The organism is Microbacterium sp. UBA3394 (assembly GCF_002358725.1).
GTDB classification, from domain to species: Bacteria; Actinomycetota; Actinomycetes; order Actinomycetales; family Microbacteriaceae; genus Microbacterium; species Microbacterium luteum.
The window spans coordinates 7,163-9,332 of sequence record NZ_DEPK01000210.1 but is presented as its reverse complement, the minus strand read 5'-3'; the positions used below and the strand labels follow the sequence as shown (position 1 = coordinate 9,332).

Here is a 2,170-nt window from a genome sequence, read left to right as displayed (position 1 = left end):
TAGATGTCCTGGTACTTCTTCGGCGGGTTCTCGGCGTAGGCGATGGAACCGTCCGGGAGGGTCGTGAACCACTCCGGGTGCTCGGTGACCCACGGGTGGTCGGGGGAGGCCTGCAGGGCGAGGTCGAGCGCCACCTCGACGCCGTGGGTGCGGGCCGCCTGCACGAACGCACGGAAGTCTGCGAGGGTTCCCAGATCGGGGTGGACGGCATCGTGTCCGCCGTCGGAGGAACCGATGGCCCACGGCGAGCCCGGGTCGGCGGGCCCGGCATCCAGGGAGTTGTTCGGGCCTTTGCGGTTCGTGCGGCCGATCGGATGGATCGGCGGCAGGTAAAGCACGTCGAAACCCATCGCCGCGACGGCGGGAAGGCGCTCGGTCGCGGTCGCGAACGTGCCGCTGCGGATCGACCCGTCCTCGAGGACGGTCGCGCCTTCGGACCGGGGGAAGAACTCGTACCACGCACCCACGCCCGCCCGCTCGCGCTCCACCAGCAGCTCCTGCTCGTCGCCGCGCGTCATCAGGGCCGTCAGAGGTCGCCGCCAGAACATCGCCGCGATCTCGTCGTCGAGCACGATGCCGCGTGCCGCGACATCGTCAACCTGGTCGTCGCGCAGAGAGGCCGCGGCGGCGGTGAGCGCCCGCTTCTCGGCTGCCGGCCGGGATCGCTCCTCGGCGCCGCGCGTGAACAGCCGCGCACCGATCTCCCGCATGAGCGCCGTGTCCACACCCGCGGCGATCTTCACGTCGGCGGCATGGCGCCACGTCGCGAACTCGTCGGAGAACGCCTCGAAGCGGAAGCGCCACACGCCCTGCTCGAGAACCGATACGAGTGCGCTCCACCGGTCCATCCCGCCGTCGAGCGGGTTCAACCGATGGAGGGACTGGTCTCCCCCCGGCGACGTGAGGCGCACCTGAACGCCGATCCGGTCGTGCCCGTCGCGGAACGCCGTGATCTCGAACGGCACCACCTCGCCGACGAACGCCTTGGGGCGGAAGTCGCCCCCCGGCACGGTGGGAGAGGATCCCGTGGTGGGGATGCGCCCGATCGCGGTATCCCGCGCGGGTTGCGCATCCGACGCAGGCCGGACGGGGATCGAGGCGGCGCTCCGCCAGGGCTGGGGCTGTGCTGTGCGCGACGTGACCACGGTCCGAACCTATCGCGACAGCGTGGAGGGATACAGGGTCAGGGGTGGGGGTTGACACTCTCCACGCGGAACAGTTCCATAGCGGTCCCCGGCAGGTCGATGCGCTCGCCGGGCGCGTGGGCGGAGGCCTCCTGCGCGGGTCGTTCGTCCAGGCTGGACCACAGGCGGACGAAGCGCTGCGCGTCGTCGATCTCGGGGAGGGTCACCGTCACCGGACGCTCGGACCCGTGCACGACGAGCAGGATGCGATTGCGGGCCTCGTGCTCGGGCGTCGAGGCCGCGACATACTGGAGGGTGCGCTTGGAGGAGTCGTTCCACCGCTCATCCGACATCGTCTCGCCGTGCTCGTCGTACCACTCCATCACCGACGCGGACGGAACGTGCTCCCCGCGCTTGGCGTAGCGCACAGGCCGCAGGGCCGGATTCTGCTGACGCAGTGCGATGAGGCGCGCGACGTGAGCCTGCAGGTCCTCCTGCCAGCCCGCGTGCTCCCACGACAGCCACGTGAGCGGGGAATCGTGGCAGTAGGCGTTGTTGTTCCCGCGCTGGCTGCGCCCGAACTCGTCGCCCGCCGTCAGCATCGGCACGCCCGCCGACAGCAAGAGGGTTCCGAGGAGGTTCCGCATCGCCTTGCGTCGTGTCGCGAGGATTCCCGCGTCGTCGGTGTGCCCCTCAGCACCGTGGTTGAACGAGCGATTCGTGTCGGCGCCGTCGCGATTCTGCTCGCCGTTGCCGAGATTGTGCTTCACGTCGTACGAGACGAGGTCGTGAAGGGTGAATCCGTCGTGAGCGGTGACGAAGTTCACGCTCGCGAGCGGCCCGCGCTCGGCGGAGAACGTGTGGGAGGAACCCGCGAGTCGCGTGGCGACGCCGCCGACTCCGACGGGCGTGACGTCGGCCCGGCGCGCGTAATCGATGTCGCTGAGCCAGAAGTTGCGCACGCGATCGCGGTAGCGGTCGTTCCACTCGTGCCAGCCGTCGCCGAAGTTGCCGGTCTGCCAGCCCCCCATTCCGACATCCCACGG

1 protein-coding gene and 1 pseudogene are annotated in these 2,170 nt (G+C 70.0%); both read right to left on the bottom strand.

Translation table 11 applies throughout. The annotated features are described in order from the left end of the window. On the bottom strand, positions 1–1,145 hold a 1,145-nt coding region (locus B4E30_RS13070), incomplete at its 3' end, for a maltotransferase domain-containing protein (RefSeq protein WP_414683219.1). A 38-nt stretch (positions 1,146–1,183) separates the two neighbouring features. Then, positions 1,184–2,170: pseudogene (locus B4E30_RS13065) on the bottom strand (glycogen debranching enzyme); the annotation flags it as partial.